19 protein-coding genes are annotated in these 20,960 nt (G+C 66.5%); 11 read left to right on the top strand and 8 right to left on the bottom strand.

What is annotated here, in order from left to right; genetic code table 11:
* Window positions 1–126: 126 nt before the first annotated feature.
* The 6 genes from ACLBKT_RS16605 to malQ form a co-directional block, all read right to left on the bottom strand.
* The gene (locus ACLBKT_RS16605; protein WP_410184095.1) at window positions 127–546 is read right to left on the bottom strand and encodes a nuclear transport factor 2 family protein; all 420 of its coding nucleotides are present in this window, start codon (window positions 544–546) and stop codon (window positions 127–129) included.
* The gene (locus ACLBKT_RS16610; RefSeq protein ID WP_017665057.1) at window positions 546–779 is read right to left on the bottom strand and encodes a biotin/lipoyl-containing protein; all 234 of its coding nucleotides are present in this window, start codon (window positions 777–779) and stop codon (window positions 546–548) included. The genes ACLBKT_RS16605 and ACLBKT_RS16610 overlap by 1 nt, the downstream gene beginning before the upstream one ends.
* Entirely contained in the window at window positions 780–1,766 is a 987-nt protein-coding gene (locus tag ACLBKT_RS16615; protein ID WP_410184096.1) for an alpha-ketoacid dehydrogenase subunit beta, read from the bottom strand.
* Window positions 1,766–2,734 (bottom strand): thiamine pyrophosphate-dependent dehydrogenase E1 component subunit alpha, encoded by a 969-nt coding sequence (locus ACLBKT_RS16620; protein ID WP_410184097.1) that lies wholly within the window; start codon window positions 2,732–2,734, stop codon window positions 1,766–1,768. Before ACLBKT_RS16620 ends, ACLBKT_RS16615 begins: the two co-directional genes overlap by 1 nt.
* A gap of 26 nt (window positions 2,735–2,760) precedes the next feature.
* Window positions 2,761–3,525: an SDR family NAD(P)-dependent oxidoreductase gene (locus tag ACLBKT_RS16625; protein ID WP_410184098.1), complete on the bottom strand. Its 765-nt coding sequence runs from the start codon at window positions 3,523–3,525 to the stop codon at window positions 2,761–2,763.
* 99 nt (window positions 3,526–3,624) lie between these two features.
* Window positions 3,625–5,589 carry a 4-alpha-glucanotransferase gene (malQ, locus tag ACLBKT_RS16630; protein ID WP_410184099.1) on the bottom strand — a complete coding sequence of 655 codons (1,965 nt, stop codon included), beginning with the start codon at window positions 5,587–5,589 and terminating at the stop codon, window positions 3,625–3,627.
* A 227-nt stretch (window positions 5,590–5,816) separates the two neighbouring features.
* On the opposite strand from malQ, the gene ACLBKT_RS16635 reads away from it, so the two are divergent.
* The 6 genes from ACLBKT_RS16635 to glgX all read left to right on the top strand — a co-directional run bounded on the left by ACLBKT_RS16635 (window position 5,817) and on the right by glgX (window position 16,627).
* Complete coding sequence (locus ACLBKT_RS16635) at window positions 5,817–8,231, top strand: glycogen/starch/alpha-glucan phosphorylase (protein WP_410184100.1); 2,415 nt, start codon at window positions 5,817–5,819, stop codon at window positions 8,229–8,231.
* The gene (gene glgB, locus ACLBKT_RS16640) at window positions 8,228–10,390 is read left to right on the top strand and encodes a 1,4-alpha-glucan branching protein GlgB (protein WP_410184101.1); all 2,163 of its coding nucleotides are present in this window, start codon (window positions 8,228–8,230) and stop codon (window positions 10,388–10,390) included. Before ACLBKT_RS16635 ends, glgB begins: the two co-directional genes overlap by 4 nt.
* Before the next feature lie 37 nt (window positions 10,391–10,427).
* A complete protein-coding gene (gene glgC / locus ACLBKT_RS16645; RefSeq protein ID WP_410184102.1) occupies window positions 10,428–11,693 on the top strand; it encodes a glucose-1-phosphate adenylyltransferase in 1,266 nt (421 codons plus the stop codon).
* Window positions 11,690–13,147, top strand: coding sequence for a glycogen synthase GlgA (gene glgA, locus ACLBKT_RS16650; RefSeq protein WP_410184103.1), 1,458 nt, complete (start codon window positions 11,690–11,692; stop codon window positions 13,145–13,147). The genes glgC and glgA overlap by 4 nt, the downstream gene beginning before the upstream one ends.
* Window positions 13,144–14,772, top strand: coding sequence for an alpha-D-glucose phosphate-specific phosphoglucomutase (locus ACLBKT_RS16655; RefSeq protein WP_410184104.1), 1,629 nt, complete (start codon window positions 13,144–13,146; stop codon window positions 14,770–14,772). The genes glgA and ACLBKT_RS16655 overlap by 4 nt, the downstream gene beginning before the upstream one ends.
* A 79-nt stretch (window positions 14,773–14,851) precedes the next feature.
* Window positions 14,852–16,627, top strand: coding sequence for a glycogen debranching protein GlgX (glgX, locus tag ACLBKT_RS16660; RefSeq protein ID WP_410184105.1), 1,776 nt, complete (start codon window positions 14,852–14,854; stop codon window positions 16,625–16,627).
* Window positions 16,628–16,648: 21 nt separating this feature from the next.
* Here the strand turns inward: glgX and ACLBKT_RS16665 are convergent, their stop codons facing one another.
* Entirely contained in the window at window positions 16,649–17,257 is a 609-nt protein-coding gene (locus ACLBKT_RS16665; RefSeq protein ID WP_410184106.1) for an HNH endonuclease, read from the bottom strand.
* 142 nt (window positions 17,258–17,399) lie between these two features.
* On the opposite strand from ACLBKT_RS16665, the gene gluQRS reads away from it, so the two are divergent.
* The 4 genes from gluQRS to ACLBKT_RS16685 are packed head-to-tail and all read left to right on the top strand — an operon-like array spanning window position 17,400 to window position 19,990.
* Window positions 17,400–18,230, top strand: coding sequence for a tRNA glutamyl-Q(34) synthetase GluQRS (gene gluQRS, locus ACLBKT_RS16670; protein WP_410184107.1), 831 nt, complete (start codon window positions 17,400–17,402; stop codon window positions 18,228–18,230).
* A 25-nt stretch (window positions 18,231–18,255) separates the two neighbouring features.
* On the top strand, window positions 18,256–18,486 hold the full coding sequence (locus tag ACLBKT_RS16675) for a hypothetical protein (protein WP_410184108.1): 231 nt from the start codon (window positions 18,256–18,258) through the stop codon (window positions 18,484–18,486).
* Window positions 18,487–18,493: 7 nt separating this feature from the next.
* Window positions 18,494–19,060: a cob(I)yrinic acid a,c-diamide adenosyltransferase gene (locus tag ACLBKT_RS16680; RefSeq protein WP_410184109.1), complete on the top strand. Its 567-nt coding sequence runs from the start codon at window positions 18,494–18,496 to the stop codon at window positions 19,058–19,060.
* A 60-nt stretch (window positions 19,061–19,120) separates the two neighbouring features.
* Window positions 19,121–19,990 carry a 3-hydroxyacyl-CoA dehydrogenase NAD-binding domain-containing protein gene (locus tag ACLBKT_RS16685; RefSeq protein WP_410184110.1) on the top strand — a complete coding sequence of 290 codons (870 nt, stop codon included), beginning with the start codon at window positions 19,121–19,123 and terminating at the stop codon, window positions 19,988–19,990.
* A 4-nt stretch (window positions 19,991–19,994) separates the two neighbouring features.
* Here ACLBKT_RS16685 and ACLBKT_RS16690 read toward each other — a convergent pair whose 3' ends face one another.
* Window positions 19,995–20,414 carry a hypothetical protein gene (locus ACLBKT_RS16690; protein ID WP_410184111.1) on the bottom strand — a complete coding sequence of 140 codons (420 nt, stop codon included), beginning with the start codon at window positions 20,412–20,414 and terminating at the stop codon, window positions 19,995–19,997.
* Window positions 20,415–20,544: 130 nt separating this feature from the next.
* Between ACLBKT_RS16690 and ACLBKT_RS16695 the strand changes: the two genes are divergently transcribed.
* Window positions 20,545–20,934 carry a hypothetical protein gene (locus tag ACLBKT_RS16695; protein ID WP_410184112.1) on the top strand — a complete coding sequence of 130 codons (390 nt, stop codon included), beginning with the start codon at window positions 20,545–20,547 and terminating at the stop codon, window positions 20,932–20,934.
* Window positions 20,935–20,960 lie beyond the last annotated feature (26 nt).

The raw sequence follows: 20,960 nt of genomic DNA on the forward strand, positions 1-20,960 counted from the left end.
GAAGGCCGAAGAAAGAAAAGCCAAGCCCCGTGTCAAGCACGGGGCGACGGTCAAGGGCGATGGCAACTGACCACCCCGTTCCCGCCGACCACCCGGAAATCCGAGCGGCCCGAAAGCCGCCGCCCCTCACGCCCGCGCGGCGACTTCGGCGGCGTCGAAATAGTGGATGCGCAGCTCGCGCAGCAGCCCGTCTGCGAAGCACCCCGCCTCGCAGATCGTCTGGGTGAAGGGGGCGGAACCGTCCTTGGGGTGCATGGTCAGGCGGATGACCATCACCGCCCAGGTGTCGCCCCCGGTGCAATCGAGCATTTCGAGCTTGGTATCGGCCCAGGTGCCATACATCGCCGCGGCGCAGCGTTGCAGCGCGTCCTTGCCCCGCCACTCGCCCGGAAAGGGGAGCGAATTGGCCTCGTAGAGCACGAAGTCGGGGTGGATCAGCGCCTCGACCGCCGCCCAGTCGCGGGTGCCGGCCGTGGCATAGACCTTCGCCAGAAGTTCGCGCGGCGTGAGTCCTTGCTGCCCTACCGCTTCGCTACTTGAGGGCATTACTCTTCAATGGTCCCGATCAAGTCGCCGACCTTGTAGACCGCGCCTTCCTCGCCGGTGGGATGGATGATCCCGCTGGCCTGCGCCTCGATCTCGGTCGTGCTCTTGTCGGTCTCGACGGTGTAGATGATGTCGCCCTTCTCGACGCGCTCGCCATCGCCGAACATCCATTCGACGAGGGTCATTTCGACAGCGCTCATGCCGAGCTTGGGGATGCGGATTTCTGATGCCATTTACAGCTTACCTACCGATGCCTTGATTTGTGCGATGAGGTCCGATTTCTGCGGGATCCATGCCTGTTCGAGATGCGAGGCGAAAGGCACCGCCGAGAACGTCCCGCCAATCCGCCGCACCGGGCCCTTGAGGCTGTCCCAGCACTTTTCCTGGATGTTGGCGGCAATTTCGGCTCCGGTGCCGAAGGGGCGCACCGCTTCGTGCAGGGTGATGGCGCGGCCGGTCTTGCGGACCGATGCCAGCACCGTCGCCTCGTCGTAAGGGGCGATGGTGCGCAAGTCGATCACTTCGACCGAGATGCCTTCCTTGGCCAGCTCGCTCGCCACATCGAGCGCGTCGAGCACGGTGCGGCCATAGGTGATGAGGCTGATATCGCTGCCCTCCCGCGCAATCGCCGCCTTGCCGAGCGGCACGCGGTAGCCCGGGCCGGGATCTTCCGCCTTGAGGCCGTAGCACAGGATGTTCTCGATGAAGATCACCGGGTCATTGGCGTCGATGCTCGCCCGCATCAGCCCGCGCGCGTCGGCGGGGTTGGACGGGGTCACCACATGAATGCCCGCGACGTGGGCAAACCACGCTTCGAGCATGTCCGAGTGCTGCCCGCCAAAGCCGACGCCGACGCCGGTGGTGGTGCGGATCACCATCGGGCACGGTGTCTGCCCGCCGCTCATAAAGCGCAGCTTCGCCGCGTGGTTGACGATCTGGTCCATGCACACGCCGACGAAGTTCATCAGCATGATCTCGGCAATCGGGCGCTGGCCCGCGAGCGCGGCGCCCACGGCGGCACCGATGATCGCGGTTTCCGAGATCGGCGTCGCGCGAATGCGGTGTTCGCCATACTTCTCGGTCAGGCCCGAGGTGACCTTGAACACCCCGCCGCCCTGCTTGGCGGAGACATCCTCGCCGAGGCAGAACACGCCCGGATCGTCGGCCATTGCCTCGTCGATGGCGAGGTTCAGCGCCTGAGTCATGGTGATCTGGGCCATCAGGCGGTCTCCTCCAGCACGTCCTTGTAGATTTCATCGGTATCCGGCAGCGGCGCGGCGAGCGCGTGTTCGACCGCGGCGTTGATCTGCGCGTCAATGTCGGCGACGATGGCGTCGAGCTCTTCCTCGGTGAACTGGTAGTCGAGCATCACCTTGCGCAGCTTGGGCAGCGGATCCTCGGCCTTCATTTCGGCGATGTGCTCGGGCGGCATGTAGCTGAAGTCCGAGCCGAAGAAGTGGCCCATCATGCGGTAGCACATGGCCTCGACCAGCGTCGGACCCTCACCGCGCCGCGCACGTTCGACCGCTTCCTGCATCGCGGGATAGATCTGGTGGACATCATTGCCGTCAACGGTGACGCCCTTCATCCCGTAACCCGCGGCGCGGCTGGCGATGTTCGGGCTGTCGGTATGGTCGGCATAGGACGTGTGCTCGCCGTAGCGGTTGTTCTGGCACAGGAAGACGACCGGCAGCTTGTAGAGCTGGGCCATGTTCATCGCCTCGTGGAAGCCGCCGATATTGGCCGCCCCGTCGCCGAAGCTCACCAGCGTCACGCGGCCATCACCATTGTTCTGGCTCGCCATGGCGAGGCCGTTGGCGATGGGGAGGCCGCTGCCGACCACCCCCGTCGTCACCATGATCCCCGTTTCGGGATCGGTGATGTGCATGGTGCCGCCCTTGCCCTTGCAAGTGCCGGTCGCCTTGCCGAGGCATTCGCCCCACCACTTTTCCATCGGGATGCCCTTGGCGGTCTGCTCGCCCTGCCCGCGATAGGTGCAGACGACGTAGTCCTCCTTCTCGAGCGCCGCCATCGCCGCCGCCGAGACCAGCTCCTGCCCGCGCACGCAGTAATACATCACCGCGACCTTGCCGCCCATCAGCAGCTCGCGGAACTTCTCGTCGGTGCGGTTCACCTTCATCGTGCGGGTATAGATGTCGAGCAGCTTGTCGCGGTCGATTTGCGCCATGGTTTGGGCCTCTTGCGGGTAGGGGATTAGAACTGGACGCGCTGGGTAAACCCGCCGTCCACCACGATGTTCGCGCCGGTCATGTAGGGCACCGCCGGGCTCGCGACGAAGACGATCGCCTTGGCGACCTCGACCGGCTCACCGAAGCGGCCCGTGGGCATCTTGGCGAGGGTCGCATCGTAGAGCGGCTTCATGTGCTCCTCGATAATCTCCCAGTTGCCGCCCTTGTAGTAGATCGCGCCGGGCGAGACGGTGTTCACGCGGATGCCCTTGGCCGCATAGGCCTGCGAAAGCTGCGAGGCATAGGTGATCAGCGCGGCCTTGATCGCGTTGAAGGGGTTGGGGGCGATGAAGGTCTCGAGCGCGGCGGTCGAGGAGAGCATCACGATCGACCCGGTACCCGAGGCTTCAAGGTAAGGCGTCAGCGTCTCGACTGCGAAGGCCGCGCCCTTCAGGTCCATGTCGAGGCAGGCCTGCCAGTCGCCCGCCCCGCCGGTGCCGGAGGCAGACGCGGTGTGGACGAAGATATCGCAGCCGCCCAGTTCCTTGACGGCCTTCTCGAGCCACGCCTGATAGGCCTCGGTCCCGGTCGCCATGTCGAAGACTTCGGCAAACACCTTGCCCGGCCCGGCAGCGTCGATCTCGGCCTTGGCGGCTTCGATCTTGTCTTCCTTGCGGCTGAAGAAGGCGACATCCGCGCCCTCGGCCGCGAACAGCTTGAGCGCTTGCAGGCCGAGGCCATGCGCCCCGCCGTTCATGATGACTTTCTTGCCCTTGAGTCCCAGATCCATAGCGCACCTCTCCCTGGTCGCGGTTGTGGCCCAAGGGGATAGCCGAGCTGGGGAGCGGGGCGTATCGTCAATTTTGTTGGGATGGCCCGAAAGCTGCGCCTAGCGAGCGTCTGGGCCGCCGAGCGTCGCGCAGCGCTGCCGGACTTGCGCGTCGGCGATCAGATCGGCGGTCGGCGCGTTGCAGCGGCGGCGCCAATTGGGATGCTCGGTGATGGTGCCGGGCAGGTTCGGCTGCTCCTCCAGCCCCAGCAGATCCTCCAGCGCCACCAGCGCGATGGCCGCAGGCGTGCGGGCGATGTGGGCGATGGCGGCATCGACCACCGGGGCGGGGTTGTCGGGCGCAGGGCGAGGGGCGGTATGGTCGAGCGTGGACCACAAGAGCCCGCGATCCCAGTCGCGGATCGCCTCGGCCTCGGCGCGGCTGGTGCCTTCGGGCAGCCGGCCGAGCTTTTCCGCCCAGTCGAGATCGCGCCCGCGCCACCAGCCCGCGACGGTGACGGTGTCATGCGTCCCGCTCATCGCGGCGCTAAGCGGCTCGTAATCCTGCGGGCCGATAAAGCCGTGATCGGCGGCGCGTTCGAACCACAGGACGCGCATCCCCAGCATTTGCCGCTCGGTGACAGCCTGGGTGAAGCCGTAGGGCGCGGTGCCGAGGTCTTCGGCGATGACAAAGGCCTTGGCGCGGTGCGCTTCCAAGGTGACGAGGCGGATGAGATCGTCGAAGGGGTAGCTGAGGTAGGCCCCGTCCCGCGTCGCGCCGCCTTGAGGGATGACCCAGAGCCGCGCGAGGCCGAAGGCGTGGTCGATCCTCAGCCCGCCGCCAGCGCTCATGGCGGCGCGGATCATCGCGATCCACGGTTCGTAAGCGGAGGCGCGCAGGCCCTCGGGCGAGAAGCCGGTGATCGACCAGTTCTGCCCCAATGGCCCGAGTGGATCGGGCGGTGCCCCGATGGTCAGCCCGTCCAGCATCGCATGGCGCAGCGACCAGGCATCGCTGCCCGCCGGATCGACGCCGACGGCCAGGTCGGCGATCAGGCCGACGCCCATGCCTGCGCCCCTCGCGGCGGACTGCGCCGCCTCAAGCCCCTCCCGCGCAAGCCATTGGACGAAGAGGTGGAAGGCGATCTCGTCCGGGTGCTCGGCCGCAAAGCGGCTGGCGGCGGAGCCTGCGGGGTCATGGAAGGCGGCAGGCCAATCGCGCCAGCCATGCGCGCCTGCCGGACGGAAGTGGCAATCGAGCGCGTCGAACAGCGCGTGGCGGCGCAGCATCGCATCGTCCGTCGCGGCCATCCTCGCGCGCTGTGCCGGGGTGAGCGCGGCGAAGACCTTGCGCAATTCGGCCAAACGCTGCGGCAAGGCCTCCGCCCAGTCGATCAGCGGCCCGGCCTCGGGCGATGGCGCCAGCGGCGGCAGGCCCACCAGCGCGGGATCGCCCATCGCGCCGTTGAGGAACAGGCGGCTGGAGGGCGAATAGGGGCTGTATCCCACCCCATGCCCCGGAAACAGCGCGTGCACCGGGTTGATCGCCAGCGCGTCCGCACCCGCCGCGCCGAGAACCCAGGCGGCCTCGGCCAAGTCGCCAAAGGTGCCGAAGGGCGAGGGCTGCGCGCTGCGCAATGCCGGGATTTGCAGCGATACGCCCCACGGGCGGCGAGCGGCGGCGGCAGGCAAGGGGCATCGGGCCGGCGCGACCGCCAGCTTCAGCGCGCGGCCATCCAGCACGAGATCGTAATAGCCCGGCGTATCGGGGGCCGTCAGCCGGTCACCATCAAGCGCCAGCGGGCGGGTGCCGCCGTCCTCACCGGTTGCCTCGGCGCGGGAGGGGGCGAAGGGCAGGGGGATGCTTGCCCCGCAATCGGCGACCAGCATCGGCGGGAGCGCGGCGCGGCGTTGCCCGACTGTGGCGAGGCTGCGGGCGATCTGCCCCGCGCTGCCCGCTTCATGGCCGAGCGCCGTCAGCACCGCCGCTAACGCATCGTCAGCGACGATCTGCTGGCGGCCTTCCACGTCGGTCCATTCGCGCGCCACCCCAGCGGCCTGTGCCAGCGCGTGCAGTTGCTCCATCGCCGCCTCCCTTCGTCCTCGCATCGGGCGCTTCGCCGCGTCTGGCAAGCCTGAGAGGCCGCAACGCGGCACAATCAGCCATGAATACGACTGTCACACCACATCTTCGATTGCTGCGTTCGCACGCAACTGGTTAGTGTGGCGGGCAATGCCGGGGGGCAAACGGCGGCGGCAAGGCTGCGCCGGACAGGGTTCCCGGGCCGGTTCAACCAAGGAGACTGTCCCGCGTGACCAACCGCCCCGATGGCAAGTCCCAGGAACTCGACGCCCGCATTGTCGGCGCCCTGCGCCACCGCGTAGGCAAGAACGAACGCGCGGCCAAGCCGCACGACTGGTACAATGCCGCCGTGCTCGCCCTGCGCGATGACATCATCGACAACTGGTTTGCCTCCACCTCCCGCGCGCATAAGGCCGGGGCCAAGCGGGTCTATTACCTCAGTCTCGAATTCCTGATCGGCCGCCTGCTGCGCGATGCGCTGTCGAACCTTGGCGTCACCCGCGAGATGGAGCAGGCCCTGCGCGAACATGGCCTCGATCTGGCGGTGCTGGAGGAGCTGGAGCCCGATGCCGCGCTTGGCAATGGCGGGTTGGGGCGGCTCGCGGCCTGCTTCATGGAGAGTCTCGCCAGTCTCGACATCCCGGCCTTCGGCTATGGCATCCGCTACATCAACGGCATGTTCCGCCAGCGCATCGACGATGGCTGGCAGGTCGAGCTGCCCGAAACCTGGCTCGCCCACGGCAACCCGTGGGAGTTTGAGCGGCGCGAAAGCTCCTACCTCGTCGGTTTCGGTGGGGAGGTGACGAGCGATGGGGGCAAGATCCACTGGGCCCCGGGCGAAAAGATCGAAGCGACAGCGGTCGATACGCCGGTGGTGGGCTGGCAGGGCAAGCGGGTCAACACGCTGCGGCTGTGGACCGCCAATGCGCTCGACCCGATCCAGCTTGCTGCCTTCAATGCGGGCGACCACGCGGGCGCGCTTGCCGCGCAGGTGCGCGCCGACAGTCTGGTGCGGGTGCTCTATCCGGCGGATTCGACCCCGGCCGGGCAGGAATTGCGCCTCAGGCAGGAGTTCTTCTTCTCGTCGGCCAGCATCCAGGACATCGTTCGCCGCCACGTGCAATATTACGGCGATATCCGCACTCTGCCCGAGAAGGCGGCGATCCAGCTGAACGACACCCACCCCTCCGTCGCCGTGGCCGAGCTGATGCGGCTGCTGAAGGACGAGCACGGGCTGGACTTCGACGAAGCATGGGACATCACCCGCGCCACCATCGGCTACACCAACCACACCCTGCTGCCCGAAGCGCTTGAAAGCTGGCCGCTGCCCTTGTTCGAACGGCTGCTGCCGCGCCACATGCAGATCGTCTATGCGATCAACGCCAAGGTGCTGCGCGAGGCGCGCAAGGCGGGACTGGACGATGCCGCCATCGCCGCGATCTCGCTGATCGACGAGCATGGCGAGCGCCGCGTGCGGATGGCGAACCTCGCCTTCGTCGGCGCGCATTCGATCAACGGGGTGGCGGCGCTCCACACCGGGTTGATGAAAGAGACGGTCTTCGCCGATCTCCACAAGCTCTATCCGACCCGCATCAACAACAAGACCAACGGCGTCACCCCGCGCCGCTGGCTGCACCAGTCGAACCCGCGCCTGACCAGCCTGGTGCGCGAGGCGATCGGCAGCGCGTTCATCGCCGATGCGGAGAAGCTCTCGGACCTCGCCGCGATGGCGGGCGATGCCGCGCTCGGCGAGCGGGTCGACGAGGTGAAGCGCGCGAACAAGGTCGACCTGTCGAACCATCTGCGCGAATTGACCGGCCTCAGGCTCGATCCCGACGCGCTGTTCGACGTGCAGATCAAGCGCATCCACGAATACAAGCGCCAGCTGCTCAATCTGATCGAGACGGTCGCGCTCTATGACCAGATCCGCAGCCACCCGGAACGCGACTGGGTGCCGCGCGTGAAGATCTTCGGCGGCAAGGCGGCGCCGACCTATCACAACGCCAAGCTCATCATCAAACTCGCCAACGATATCGCGCGGCGGATCAATTCCGATCCCAGCGTGGGCGAGCTGCTGAAGGTGGTGTTCGTCCCCAATTACAACGTGTCTCTGGCCGAGCAGATCATTCCGGCCGCCGACCTTTCCGAGCAGATTTCCACGGCGGGCATGGAAGCCTCGGGCACGGGGAACATGAAGTTCGCCTTCAACGGCGCGCTGACCATCGGCACCCTCGATGGCGCGAATATCGAGATCATGGAGCACGTGGGCCGCGAGAATATCGTGATCTTCGGCCTCACCGCCGAGGAGGTCGCCGCCAAGCGCGCCGAGGGTTACAACCCCCGCCAAGTGATCGAGGGCAGCCGCGAATTGTGTCAGGCGGTGAATTCCATCGCCAACGGGGTGTTCAGCCCGGACGAGCCGACTCGCTATGCCGGCTTGATGGACGCGCTCTACAATTCCGACTGGTTCATGGTCGCGGCCGACTTCGATGCCTACGCCGCCGCCCAGCGCGATGTCGATGCGCGGTGGGAGGATCGCGCGGCGTGGCGCAAGTCGGCGATCATGAACATCGCCAATGTCGGCTGGTTCTCGTCCGATCGCACCATCGGCGAATATGCGCGCGAGATCTGGGGTGTGAAGTGAAACCACCGGCGGAGGCCATTGCCGCGCTGCTGGACGGGTCGCACGCCGATCCCTTCGCGCTGCTCGGCCCGCATGATGGCCCCGAAGGCACCTTCGCCCGCGCGATCCTGCACGGCGCGGAGGAGGCCGAGGCCTTCTCGCTGAAGGGCGGCAGGCTGGGCAAGATGACCCGCGTCGATGGCCCGCTGTTCGAGGGCAAGCTGCGCGGCAAGCCCAAGCCGGTGCGCTATCGCTGCCGGGGGAACGGGGCGGAGTGGTGGGTGACCGACCTCTATTCCTTCGGCCCCGTCCTCGGCCCGATGGACGACTTCCTGATCGCCGAGGGCACCCATTTCCGCCTGTTCGACAAATTGGGCGCGCATGTGATCCATCACGAGGGCGCGGATGGCGTGCACTTCGCGGTATGGGCACCCAATGCTCGCAGCGTGACCCTTGTGGGCGATTTCAACGGCTGGAACCCGGCCGCCCACATGATGCGCCGCCGGGTCGATATCGGCGTGTGGGAAATCTTCATCCCCGACATCGGCGAAGGCACGGCCTACAAATACCGCATCATCGGCCCCGACGGCGCGGTGCAGCCCCTGAAGGCCGATCCCTTCGCCTTCGCCAGCGAATTGCGGCCCAAGACCGCCAGCATCGTCGCCCGCCCCGGCAAGCGCGAATGGGGCGACGATGCCCACCGCGCGCATTGGGCCAGCGTCGATCCCCGGCGCGAGGCGATCTCCATCTACGAAGTCCACCCCGGTTCATGGCAGCGCGACGACAATGGCTGGTTCCTGACCTGGGACGAGATGGCCGCGCGGCTGATCCCCTATGCCGCCGACATGGGCTTCACCCATATCGAGTTCCTGCCGGTCTCCGAACACCCCTATGATCCGAGCTGGGGCTACCAGACCACCGGGCTCTATGCCCCGTCGGCCCGGTTCGGTGACGTGGAAGGCTTCGCCCGCTTCGTCGACGGGGCGCACCGGGCGGGGATCGGGGTTCTGATCGACTGGGTGCCCGCGCACTTCCCGGTCGACGAGCACGGCCTCGCCCGGTTCGACGGCACGGCGCTGTATGAACACGAAGACCCGCGCCTCGGCTTCCACCCCGACTGGAACACCGCGATCTACAATTTCGGACGCAAGGAAGTGCGCAGCTTCCTCATCAACAACGCGCTGTTCTGGGCCGAGCAGTATCATGTCGATGGCCTGCGCGTCGATGCCGTCGCCTCGATGCTCTACCGCGATTACTCCCGCAAGGACGGCGAGTGGATCCCCAATGCCGAAGGGGGCCGCGAGAACTGGGAGGCGGTCGAATTCATGCGCGCCACCAACCGCGCGCTCTATGGCACCCACGCAGCCACCATGACCATCGCCGAGGAATCGACCTCATGGCCCGGCGTCTCGCAGCCCGCCTTCGACGAAGGCCCGCGCACCGCGCTGGGCTTCGGGTTCAAGTGGAACATGGGCTTCATGCACGACACGCTGCAATACATGGCGCGTGATCCGATCCACCGGAAATACCACCATTCCGAGATCACCTTCGGCCTCGTCTATGCCTTCTCCGAGAACTTCGTCCTCCCCCTGAGCCACGATGAAGTGGTCCACGGCAAGGGCACGATCCTCGGCAAGATGAGCGGGGACGACTGGCAGCAATTCGCCAACCTGCGCGCCTATTATGCGATGATGTGGGGCTATCCCGGCAAGAAGCTCCTCTTCATGGGCCAGGAATTCGCCCAGCGCCGCGAATGGAGCGAGGAGCGCGCGCTCGACTGGCACCTGATGGACGCGCCCGCGCATCGCGGCGTGGCCGATCTGATCCGCGATCTCAACCGCCTCTACCGCACCACGCCCGCGCTCCACGCGCGCGATTGCGAGGGTGAGGGGTTCCAATGGCTGATCTCGGACGATGCCGACAACTCGGTCTTCGCCTGGCTGCGCAAGGCGCCGGGGGCGGCGCCAGTGGCGGTGATCGCCAATATGACGCCCGCGCTCCACAGCCACTACCGCGTTCCGCTGCCGCATGACGGGGTGTGGGCCGAGGTGCTCAACAGCGATGCGGACATCTACGGCGGCAGCGGCAAGGGCAACATGGGGCATGTCACAGCCACCGACGGCGCGGTCCAGATCGTGCTGCCGCCACTCGCCACGATAATGCTGCAATTCACAGGATAAGAAGGCGCAAAAGCCAGATCCACGGGGAGATAATGGGATGATTGAGAGGACTTCGGGCAGACCGCTCGCGCGTGACGCGATGGCCTATGTGCTGGCGGGCGGACGCGGCAGCCGCTTGATGGAACTGACCGACCGGCGCGCCAAGCCCGCGGTCTATTTCGGCGGCAAATCGCGCATCATCGACTTTGCGCTGTCGAACGCGATCAACTCCGGCATCCGCCGCATTGGCGTTGCGACGCAATACAAGGCGCACTCGCTGATCCGCCACATGCAGCGCGCCTGGACCTTCCTGCGCCCGGAACGCAACGAAAGCTTCGACATCCTGCCCGCCAGCCAGCGCGTCTCGGAAAACCAGTGGTACGAAGGCACGGCCGATGCGGTGTTCCAGAACATCGACATCATCGCCAGCCTTGCGCCCAAATACATGGTGATCCTGGCGGGCGACCACATCTACAAGATGGACTACGAATTGATGCTGCAACAGCACGTCAATTCGGGCGCGGACGTGACCGTGGGCTGTCTGGTCGTCCCCCGGATGGAGGCGACCGGGTTCGGCGTGATGCAGGTCGACGACAAGGACACCATCACCGCCTTCGTCGAAAAGCCGAAAGACCCGCCGGGCATTCCGGGCAACGAGACCATGGCGCTCGCCTCGATGGGGATCTACGTCTTCAACACCGATTTTCTGTTCGAACAGCTGCGCCGCGATGCCGACGATCCGAACTCGAAGCGCGATTTCGGCGGGGACATCATCCCCTATATCGTCAAGCACGGCAAAGCGGTCGCGCACCGCTTCACCAATTCCTGCATCCGCGCTGCCGAGGAAATCGAGGAATATTGGCGCGATGTCGGCACGCTGGACGCCTATTTCGAAGCCAATCTCGACCTCACCGATACGGTGCCCAAGCTCAACCTTTATGACCGTGACTGGCCGATCTGGACCGATGCGGTGGTCGCCGCGCCGGCCAAGTTCGTCCATGACGAGGACGGGCGGCGCGGCTTTGCGGTGTCCTCGCTGGTGTCGGGGGACTGCATCATCTCCGGATCGGAAGTGCGCCGCAGCCTGTTGTTCACGGGCGTGAAGATCGGAAGCTTCTCCAATGTGCGCGAGGCGGTGATCCTGCCCTATTGCAACATCGGGCGTGGGGCGCGGCTGGGCAAAGTGATCATCGATTCCGGCGTCCGCATCCCCGAAGGCATGGTGATCGGCGAAGACCCCGAACTCGATGCGCGCCGGTTCCGGGTGTCGGAGAAGGGCGTGGTGCTGGTCACCCGCGACATGATGGCGCGCTTGCAGGGATGACGGTGAAAGTCCTCTCGGTCGCCTCGGAGGCTGCCCCGCTGGTCAAGACCGGTGGTCTGGCCGACGTGGCGGGTGCGCTGCCGGCGGCGCTGGCAGCACAGGGCGTGGAGGTGACGACCTTCATCCCCGGCTATCCGGCGGTGCTGGCGAAGCTCGGCAAGGCGAAGGCGGTGCACAGGTGGGACGCGCTGCTCGGCGTGCCCGCACGGCTGCTCGCGGGCAAGCTGGGGGAGCATCCGCTGCTGGTGCTCGACGCGCCCGCGCTGTTCGGGCGCGAGGGCGGGCCTTATGCCGACGCTGCGGGCCGCGACTGGGACGACAACTGGCGCCGCTTTGCCGCCTTCGCCCGCGCGGCGGCGGATATAGCGGGCGGCGCGGTCAAGGGCCGCAGCTTCGATCTCGTCCACGCGCATGACTGGCAGGCGGGGCTGGTGCCCGCCTACCTGCGCCTCGCGCCGCTGACGGGCGGGCGCGCGGTGCCGAGTGTCATGACCATCCACAACATGGCATTTCAGGGCTATTACCCTGCCGAAATCTTCCCGCAGCTCGGCCTGCCGCCAGCGGCGTGGACGGTCGACGGCGTTGAGTCTTACGGTGGGGTCGGTTTCCTCAAGGCCGGGATGCAGCTCGCCGAGGCGATCACCACGGTCAGCCCGACCTATGCGGGCGAGATCCGCTCGGTCGAATTCGGGATGGGGCTGGAAGGGGTGGTGCTGGCGCGATCAAACCGCGTCCACGGCATCTTGAACGGGATCGACACGGCGGAATGGAACCCGGCGAGCGACCCGCACCTCGCCGCTCGTTTCACGCCGGGCAAGCTGGCCGCGCGGGCGACCAACAAGCGCGCGTTGGAGCGGGAATTCGGGCTCGACCGCGATGATGGCCCCCTGTTCGTGGTGGTCAGCCGGCTCACCTGGCAGAAGGGCATGGATGTGCTCGAAACCGTGCTCGATCACCTCGTCGGGATTGGTGGGCGGCTGGCGCTGCTCGGCTCGGGCGACGCGGAGATTGCCGAGGCCTTCCTCGCCGCCGCCGCGCGCCATCCCGGGCGGATTGGTGTGAGGCTCGGCTATGACGAGGGCCTTTCCCATCGCTTGCAGGGCGGCGGGGATGCGATCCTCATCCCGAGCCGGTTCGAACCCTGCGGCCTGACCCAGCTTTACGGTCTGGCCTACGGCTGTGTGCCCGTGGTCTCGCGCACCGGGGGGCTCGCCGATACGGTGATTGATGCCAACCCTGCCGCGCTCGCCGCAGGGGTCGCGACCGGGATCCAGATGAACACCGTCAGCCACGGCGCGCTGGCCATGGCGGTGAGCCGCACCGTCGCGCTTTATGCGCAGCCCGCTGAGTGGAAACGGCTCCAGAAAAACGGGATGCGGGCGGATTTCTCATGGGGGGCGAGCGGCGCGGCCTATGCCGGGCTCTACCGGCAGCTGATCGAGGAACAGGGATGATCACCACCGTCGCCACGACGCCGTTCGACGGCCAGAAGCCCGGCACGTCGGGCCTGCGCAAGAAGGTGCGGGTGTTCCAGCAGCCGAACTATGCCGAGAACTTCATCCAGTCGGTGTTCGACGTGGCGGAGCGTGCCGCTGGTTCGACGCTGGTGATCGGCGGGGACGGGCGGTTCCATAACCGCGCGGTGATTGCCCGGGCGGTCGAAATGGCGGCGGCCAATGGCTACGCCCGCGTGCTGGTGGGGCAAGGCGGCATCCTCTCCACCCCCGCCGCCAGCCATGTGATCCGCAAGTATGGGGCGAGCGGCGGGTTGATCCTCTCGGCCAGCCACAACCCCGGCGGGCCGGACGAGGATTTCGGGATCAAGTACAACATCGCCAATGGCGGCCCCGCGCCCGAGGCGGTGACCGAGGCGATCTATGCGCGCACGCAGACCATCGACCGCTGGATGATGGTCGAAGGCAAAGTCGATCTCGACCGGATCGGAACGTCGCAGGTGGGCGACCTGGTGGTCGAAGTGATCGATCCCGTCGCTGACTATGCCGACCTCATGGAGGAACTGTTCGATTTCCCCGCGATCCGCGCCGCCGTGGCAAGCGGGGCGCTGACGATGGCGTTCGACGCGATGCATGCGGTGACCGGGCCTTACGCGCGCGAGATCCTCGAAGGCCGCCTCGGCTTTCCCGCCGGGACGGTGCGCAACGGCGTGCCGCTGGAGGACTTTGGCGGGCACCACCCTGACCCTAACCTCGTTCACGCGGCAGAGCTATACAGCCTGATGATGGCCGAAGGCGCGCCCACCATCGGCGCGGCATCGGACGGGGACGGGGACCGCAACCTCATCATCGGCAAGGGGGTCTTCATCACCCCCTCGGATTCGCTGGCGATGCTGGCGGCCAATGCCCATCTGGCCCCGGCCTATGCCGGGGGCCTCAAGGGCATCGCCCGCTCCATGCCCACCAGCGCCGCCGCCGACCGGGTGGCCGAGGCGCTGGGCATTCCCTTGTGGGAGACGCCGACGGGGTGGAAGTTCTTCGGCACCCTGCTCGACGCCGGAAAGGCCACAATCTGCGGCGAGGAAAGCGCCGGCACCGGCAGCGACCATGTGCGCGAAAAGGACGGGCTGTGGGCGGTGCTGCTGTGGCTCAACATTCTGGCGGTGACGGGCAAGCCCGTGGCGCAGATCGCGCAGGAACACTGGGCGCGCTTCGGGCACAACTACTATGCGCGCCATGATTACGAGGCGATCGCGACCGACAAGGCGAACACACTGATGGCGGCGCTGGAGGGCTCGCTCGGCGGTCTGCCAGGCAAGGCCTTCGGGCCTTTGACCGTCAACGCCGCCGACCAGTTCGCCTATACCGATCCGGTCGACGGCTCGGTGAGCCGCAATCAGGGCGTGCGCGTGATGTTCGCCTGCGGCTCGCGGATCGTGTTCCGCCTGTCGGGCACGGGCACCGAAGGGGCGACCTTGCGGGTCTATCTCGAACGCTACGAAGGCCCGGAGGGGCGACTGGCGGAGGCAACCCCCGCGATGCTCGCCGACCTCATTGCCGCTGCCGAAGCCATCGCCGGGATCGCCGCGCACACCGGGCGAACCGCGCCCGATGTGGTGACATGACCACCAGCCCGTTCGTGTCGAGCGAAGTCGAGACACAAGCAGGGCCTCTCGACTTCGCTCGAGGCGAACGGAGGTAGGGGTGGAATTGGGCAGCGCCGTCAAGGGGAAAACCACCCGCTTCGCGGTGCGCGCGCCCTTGGCCGAGGGGCTGGACCTGTGCCTGTTCGATGGCGCGGCCGAAACCCGCCTGCCGATGACCCGCACGGGCGAAGTCTGGACGCTCGACCTCCCCGGCGAGCTCGCCGGCACCCGCTACGCCTACCGCGCGCACGGCCCCTACGCGCCGGAGCAGGGCCTGTGGTTCGACCCGGCCAAGCTGCTGGTCGACCCTTACGCGCTGGAACTCGACCGCCGCTTCGTCCAGCACCCGCGCCTCGCGCGATATGGTGAGGACACCGCCGACATTGTCCCGCGCGCCATCGTCACCGGGCCTTTGCCGGAAGTGCCGCACCAGCCTCCGCATTTCCAGCGCGGCGGGCTGATCTACGAATTGAACGTCGCGGGGTTCACCGCGCTCCACCCCGAGGTGCCCGAGGCCCAGCGCGGCACCATCGCTGCGCTCTCTCATCCGGCAGTGATCGCGCACCTCAAGAAACTCCACGTCAGCGCGATCGAGCTTATGCCGATCATCGCCTGGATCGACGAGCGGCACCTGCCGCCACTCGGCCTCGCCAACCACTGGGGCTACAACCCCGTGGCGATGATGGCGCTCGACCCCGGACTGTGCCCCGGCGGTGTGGCCGAACTGCGCGAGACCGTCGCAGCGCTGCACGATGCCGGGATCGGGGTGATCCTCGACCTCGTGTTCAACCATTCGGGCGAGAGCGACGTCGACGGCGGCACACTCTCCCTGCGCGGGCTTGACCCGCAAGCCTATGCGCGCGCGCCCGATGGCAGCCTCATCAACGACACCGGCTGCGGCAACACGCTCGACTTCGCCAATCCGGCGGTCAGGCGGCTGATGATCGACACGCTCGACCACTTCGTGCGCCATTGCGGCATCGACGGCTTCCGCTTCGACCTCGCGCCGGTGATCGCGCGCGGGCCGGGGTTCGATCCTCACGCCCCGATCTTCGCCGAACTCGCCGCCCACCCGCGCCTCGCCGACCGGGTGATGATCGCCGAGCCGTGGGACATCGGCCCCGGCGGCTACCAGCTTGGACGCTTTCCGGCCAACTGGCTCGAATGGAACGACACCTTCCGCGACGATGTCCGCCGCTTCTGGCGCGGGACCGGGAGCGTGGGAGCGCTCGCCACCCGCATCGCAGGTTCGTCCGATCTGTTCGGCGCCGACTGCCGCAGCGTCAATTTCCTCGCCGCGCATGATGGCTTCACGCTGGCAGATACGGTCGCCTACGAACACCGCCACAACCACGCCAATGGCGAGGATAACCGCGATGGCCATGGCGAAAACCACTCGTGGAATGGCGGCGTGGAAGGCCCGACTGACGACCCCGCCATCCGTGCCCGCCGCGCCGCCGATGCGCGGGCGCTGCTGGGGACGTTGTTCGCCTCGACCGGCACAATCATGCTGACTGCCGGGGACGAGTTCGGGCGTACCCAGCACGGCAACAACAACGCCTATTGCCAGGATATGCCGGTGGACTGGGTGGGGCGCGATCTCGCGCTGGAGGATCATGTTGCCGCACTCGCCGCCGCGCGCGCACGGCACCTTGCGTCCTACATCCGCTTTGCCGAGGAAGGCGCGTGGCTGTCACCGGAAGGCGAACCCATGACGCCTGCCCTGTGGGACGATCCGGCGACTGACGGCTTCACCTATGCGCGTCGGAACGGCGATGATCCCGCCACGTTACGCATCAGCCGCAGCAGGCGCGAGGCGCGCTGGTCGCGTTGAGGACAAGCCGTTTCGGCGCGACTACGCTTCCAGTTCGACGTCCCAATAGAGCCAGTCGCGCCAGGTTTCGTGCAGGAAATTGGGCGGGAACAGCTTGCCATGCTGCTGCAACTGCCAGCTGGTCGGACGAATCGGCGTCTGGTGGACGGGCATTCCGGCCTGCTTGGGGGTGCGGCCACCCTTCTTCATGTTGCACGGGGCGCAGGCGGTGATGATGTTCTCCCACGTTGTCCGGCCCCCGAGCCGGCGCGGGGTCACGTGGTCGAAGGTCAGATGTTCGGTGCTGCCACAATACTGGCACTGGAAGCGGTCGCGCAGGAACACGTTGAACCGGGTGAAGGCCGGAAATTCGCTCTGCTTCACATATTGCCGGAGCGCGATCACGCTCGGAATTTTCATGTCGAAGCTGGGCGAGTGCACTTCGCGGTCATAGCTGGCGACGATGTCCACCCGGTCGAGGAACACGGCCTTGATCGCGGTCTGCCACGGCCACAGGCTCAGCGGGTAATAGGACAAGGGGGTGTAATCGGCGTTGAGCACCAGCGCCGGGCAGGCCGACAGGTTGCGCGTCGGGTCCTCATTAACCCCGCGGAACCGTGCCACTCTTTCGATCAGTTCGGCATTGAACACGATGCGCGTTCCTCCCTGATTGACGTGCATCCTGACGTGGCACGACAAAGAGTCAAACCCGTTACAGGGTGGGTATCCACAGGGACGCGCTGTGGAGAGGCTGTGGATAGCGCAACAATATGTCCTGTGGCATGGGGCGGCCATGTCGGTTTGCGTGCCTCAGGTGACCCGTTTTGCGCCCAGCCCCAACGGACGGCTGCATCTCGGCCATGCTTTGAGCGCGATTGTTGCGCATGATCTGGCGCGCGCAAGCGGGGGGCAGTTTCTGCTCAGGATCGAGGATATCGACGGGCCGCGCTCTCGCCCGGAGCTGGCGGATGAATTCCGCCGCGATCTCGCATGGCTCGGGCTCGAATGGGACGAAGTGCCCGCGCAATCGACGCGGCTTGCCAGCTATGCCGCTGCGGCCGAGGCGCTGAAGGCGCGCGGGCTCCTCTATCCCTGCACCTGCACCCGCAAGGAGATCGAGGCGGCGGGAGCAGTGGAAGGCTCGGATGGCCTTATCTATCCGGGCACCTGCAAGCGCCAGCCGCCCGACCCTGCACGCCCCGCAGCATGGCGGCTCGATGTGGCCAAGGCGATGGCGGAGACCGGGCCGTTGATCTGGGATGACGCCCTCGCCGGATCGCAAGCGGTGGATCTCTCCGGCCTTGGCGATGTCGTGCTGCTGCGCAAGGACTTGCCCGCCAGCTATCACCTCGCCGTGACGCTGGATGATGCGGCGGACGGGGTGACGCTGGTGACGCGCGGGGCGGATCTCTTCGCCGCCAGCCACGTGCACCGCACCCTGCAAGCCCTGCTCGACCTCCCGGTGCCGCGCTGGCATCACCACCCGTTATTGCTCGGCGCAGACGGTGAAAAACTCGCCAAACGCCGCGGCTCACCGGCCTTGGCCGAGCGCCGCGCCGCGGGTGAGGATGGGCGGATGCTTGCCGAGCAACTCAGGTTGCAACATTTGTCACTTGGAACCTGACGTTCATGCGTCCATTTAGGCACGCATGAACTACGTCCTCGTGCCCGTATTGCTTGTCCTCATGGGACTGGTGGCCTTTTCGCTGATCAAGGGGATCGTTGCCTTCCTCAAGACGACCAAGATCGATCTTGAAACCGGCAAGAGCGAGACCGCCACCGATATGCAACTGCTACAGAACAAGGCAATGTTCGCGCGTATCAAGTATCAGGCGCTCGCCATCGTGGTGGTCGCGATCATCCTTGCCGCTTCGCGCTGAGCGCCCGATGGTCAAGCTCAACCGGATCTACACCCGCACCGGGGATGACGGCACGACGGGCCTGGTCGACGGGTCGCGCTGCCCCAAGCATTCGGCGCGGATCAACGCCATGGGGCTGGTGGATGAGGCGAACTCGGCGATCGGGCTTGCCGCCGTCAAGATGACGGGCGCACCGGGGGCAGAGATCACCCGCATCCAGAACGACCTGTTCGATCTCGGCGCCGATCTGGCCACGCCCGGAGACGACTTCACCCCGTCCGAAATGGTGCTGCGGATCGTGCCCGCGCAGGTCGAATGGCTCGAGCAGCGGATTGATGCCTGCAACGCCGCGCTCCAACCGCTGACCAGCTTCATCCTGCCCGGCGGGACCGAACTTGCCGCGCGTCTGCACGTCGCCCGTGCCACCACCCGCGCGGCAGAGCGCGCGATGGTCGAGTTGGCCGCGGAACTCCCGGTCAACCCGGCGGCGCTGGCCTATATCAATCGCCTGTCCGACTACCTCTTCGTCCTTGCCCGCGTGGTGAACGACAATGGCCGGATGGATGTGAAGTGGGTCCCCGGCGCTAATCGCTAGCTTTTGCCTGAGCCCGTCGCTAACAGCGCGGCCAATTGCTGCACTTGCGAAGGACACATCATGCGCACCATCGCCGTCATCGGGGCCGGACAAATGGGCACCGGCATCGCCCAGACGATCGCCGCCCACGGCATGAACGTGATGCTGACCGATGTTGACCTCGCCCGGGCCGAGGCCGGCAAGGCCAATGTCGAAAAGGCGCTGGTCAAGCTGATGGGGCGCGGCAAGATCGAAGCGGCTGAGGCCGAAAGCCTGCTGGCGCGCATTACCCCCGTCGCCGATTATGCGCCCTTCGCAGATGCCGACCTCATCATCGAAGCCGCGACCGAGCGCGAGGAGATCAAGAACGCGATCTTCGAGAAGTCGGGCAAGGTGCTCGCTCCCGCAGCGATCATGGCGTCCAACACCTCGTCGATCCCGATCACCCGCATGGCCAACCACTCGCCCGATCCGGCGCGCTTCATCGGGCTGCACTTCTTCAACCCGGTGCCGGTGATGGGGCTGATCGAGGTCATTCCCGGTCTCGCCACGGCGCAGGACACCACCGACCGCGTCACCGCCTTCGCCAAAGGGCTGGGCAAGGAAGTGGTGCTGAGCCAGGACGAACCCGGTTTCGTCGTCAACCGCATCCTGCTGCCGATGATCAACGAGGCGGTGTTCGTGCTCGGTCAGAGCACGGCCGGGATCGAGGATATCGACAAGGGCTGCCGCCTCGGCCTCAACCACCCGATGGGGCCGCTGCAACTCGCGGATTTCGTCGGGCTCGACACCTGCCTCGACATCATCAACGTGCTCTACACCACCACCCGCGACAGCAAGTATCGCGCGGCGCCGCTGCTGGTGAAATATGTCGAGGCCGGTTGGCTCGGCCGCAAGACCGGGCGCGGGTTCTACGATTACACGGGCGAGGTTCCCGTTCCGACCCGCTGAGGGGTTACTTCAGCTCAATCGTCATTTCGCGGTCCGAGATGTACGGCTCGCCGGTTGTCGTGGGTCCGCGGTGATCCACCGTCGCGGTCGGCGATAGTGGCGCGGTCATCGGATTGCCGGCTGGGCTTGCGGTTCCGCCGGAGGCCTTCGCGCCGCTCGCGTCGTCCGCTCCATAGTCGCCGAAGACCGCATTCTCGCTGCCCGAGCCTGCGCCGGCCTGGCCCGGAGTGTCGCCCTGGCTCTGGCCCTCGGCAAAAGCCTGGGCCTCGCTCGCGATGTTGGCGCGCTGGGCGCTGATAAAGTCGGCTGCCTTGCCGACGATGCCGCTGTCATCCGAAGTGCCGACGAGCGATACCGCGCTGAACACGGTCAGTCCGGCAAAAGCGAGCGCGGCTTTGCTGCTCTGGAACACCGACTTGTACATGGCGCGTGCCTAGCCCGACTGCGGTTAAAACTTCGTGCAAAGTGCTCTGTCCCGCTGGGCAACCGGACTGTCGCCCGCGGTGCAACATGCGGGAGGTGTGAAGGCTTATGCGCGGGCAAGGAGAAGAACCATGTCCGACTATAAGACCCCCGATTCCTCCACTGACGATGGCCGTCCGCAAGGGCTGGCGCATGAAACCCGCAACGCCGAACAGGATGAGAGCGGTGAACAGGCGCAGGATGTCGCCGCCGATGCGCTTGATCCCGAGTCAGGCCGCGCCGGAGGAACCGAAAGCCGCAAGTCGCCTGCGACTGGCCTCGCCGATGACGACGGGGACGAGGCCGATCTGATCGACATCATGAACCATATGGAAGAGACCGGCACGATCGACAATTCGGCCTTTGCCGGCGAGCCGGAACATGACGATGAGCCCACCCGCTATCGCGACAGTGGCGCGGACGCGGATGAGGAGGATGACGACGCCGGGCCTGATGCTTTGCACGAAACCGGCCAACCCTGACGCGGTGATTGCGTTGCGCCTTGGCG

It is taken from the genome of Erythrobacter sp. W302b (assembly GCF_046452395.1).
Classification (GTDB): domain Bacteria; phylum Pseudomonadota; class Alphaproteobacteria; order Sphingomonadales; family Sphingomonadaceae; genus Erythrobacter.

Excerpts from the sequence above, each read along its gene's own strand:
- ACLBKT_RS16610 (WP_017665057.1), bottom strand. The coding sequence starts at position 779 with ATGGCATCAGAAATCCGCATCCCCAAGCTCGGCATGAGCGCTGTCGAA.
- ACLBKT_RS16680 (WP_410184109.1), top strand. The coding sequence starts at position 18,494 with ATGGTCAAGCTCAACCGGATCTACACCCGCACCGGGGATGACGGCACG.
- ACLBKT_RS16625 (WP_410184098.1), bottom strand. The coding sequence starts at position 3,525 with ATGGATCTGGGACTCAAGGGCAAGAAAGTCATCATGAACGGCGGGGCG.
- ACLBKT_RS16615 (WP_410184096.1), bottom strand. The coding sequence starts at position 1,766 with ATGGCCCAGATCACCATGACTCAGGCGCTGAACCTCGCCATCGACGAG.
- ACLBKT_RS16655 (WP_410184104.1), top strand. The coding sequence starts at position 13,144 with ATGATCACCACCGTCGCCACGACGCCGTTCGACGGCCAGAAGCCCGGC.
- ACLBKT_RS16675 (WP_410184108.1), top strand. The coding sequence starts at position 18,256 with ATGAACTACGTCCTCGTGCCCGTATTGCTTGTCCTCATGGGACTGGTG.
- ACLBKT_RS16685 (WP_410184110.1), top strand. The coding sequence starts at position 19,121 with ATGCGCACCATCGCCGTCATCGGGGCCGGACAAATGGGCACCGGCATC.
- malQ (WP_410184099.1), bottom strand. The coding sequence starts at position 5,589 with ATGGAGCAACTGCACGCGCTGGCACAGGCCGCTGGGGTGGCGCGCGAA.
- ACLBKT_RS16605 (WP_410184095.1), bottom strand. The coding sequence starts at position 546 with ATGCCCTCAAGTAGCGAAGCGGTAGGGCAGCAAGGACTCACGCCGCGC.
- glgC (WP_410184102.1), top strand. The coding sequence starts at position 10,428 with ATGATTGAGAGGACTTCGGGCAGACCGCTCGCGCGTGACGCGATGGCC.
- gluQRS (WP_410184107.1), top strand. The coding sequence starts at position 17,400 with ATGTCGGTTTGCGTGCCTCAGGTGACCCGTTTTGCGCCCAGCCCCAAC.
- glgA (WP_410184103.1), top strand. The coding sequence starts at position 11,690 with ATGACGGTGAAAGTCCTCTCGGTCGCCTCGGAGGCTGCCCCGCTGGTC.
- ACLBKT_RS16695 (WP_410184112.1), top strand. The coding sequence starts at position 20,545 with ATGTCCGACTATAAGACCCCCGATTCCTCCACTGACGATGGCCGTCCG.
- ACLBKT_RS16620 (WP_410184097.1), bottom strand. The coding sequence starts at position 2,734 with ATGGCGCAAATCGACCGCGACAAGCTGCTCGACATCTATACCCGCACG.
- ACLBKT_RS16690 (WP_410184111.1), bottom strand. The coding sequence starts at position 20,414 with ATGTACAAGTCGGTGTTCCAGAGCAGCAAAGCCGCGCTCGCTTTTGCC.